Genomic DNA, 863 nt, shown 5'->3' with positions numbered 1-863 from the left:
GGTCTGCTCCGCGCGTCGGGCGAAGACCGCCACCTGGTGTTGGAGAGAGTCGAGGACGCCGGTCTCCTCCGGCGCCGGCCCGGGGGTCGTCCCCCGGGCCGTAGTCGCAGTCGTCATGTCCGAATGGGTGGGCATGGCCTGGGGCTCACTTCGTGCGGTGGTCTGAAGGATGGGGGACAGAGTACGCGGCCCCGGCGCCCGCCGTACCTGCCCTGCGTCAAGCAGTGCGAAGCGGGCCCACCGCGCCGGGTGGGGCGGGCCGGCGCCGGCGGGATCGGGCCGACGCTGCGACACTGGGCACCATGGCTGCACGCGTTGACGACGGGGCTGACCCCGTGGACCCGGGGGACAGCGACGACGGCGCGCGGGAGGCGGCCGGCGCGGTGACGCTGGCGGCCGTGCGCGCCGCGCAACAGACGCTGTCCGGCGTCGCCCGGGTCACCGCGCTGGAGGGCAGCCGGTTCCTGACCGACCTCCTTGCCGCACCGGCGCACCTGAAGTGCGAGAACCTCCAACGCACCGGCTCCTTCAAGGTGCGCGGCGGATACGTGCGCATCGCCGGCCTCTCGGCGGCCGAGCGGTCCGCCGGCGTGGTCGCGGCCAGCGCCGGCAACCACGCGCAGGGCGTCGCGCTCGCGGCGTCGCTGCTCGGCGTGCGCTCGACCGTGTTCATGCCGGAGGGCGCGCCCCTGCCCAAGGTCGCGGCGACCCGGGACTACGGCGCCGAGGTGCGGATGTGCGGCGACGTGGTGGACGAGACGCTGCGCGCGGCCCAGGAGTACGCCCGCGAGAGCGGCGCGGTGTTCATCCACCCCTTCGACCATCCCGACATCATCGCCGGCCAGGGCACGGTGGGCCTGGAG

1 protein-coding gene and 1 pseudogene are annotated in these 863 nt (G+C 75.1%); one reads left to right on the top strand and one right to left on the bottom strand.

All coding sequences use genetic code 11. From position 1 onward, the window contains the following. Nucleotides 1-135 (bottom strand): annotated as a pseudogene (locus KUM32_RS43485) (MarR family transcriptional regulator); the annotation flags it as partial. 167 nt (nt 136-302) lie between these two features. On the opposite strand from KUM32_RS43485, the gene KUM32_RS15615 reads away from it, so the two are divergent. Beyond that, nucleotides 303-863 (top strand): threonine/serine dehydratase (locus KUM32_RS15615; RefSeq protein WP_217142491.1); only part of this gene is annotated, 561 nt, incomplete at its 3' end.

The organism is Streptomyces sp. AC627_RSS907, assembly GCF_019049165.1.
The sequence above is the reverse complement of the archived record's forward strand: the minus strand, read 5'-3'. Positions and strand labels throughout refer to the sequence as shown.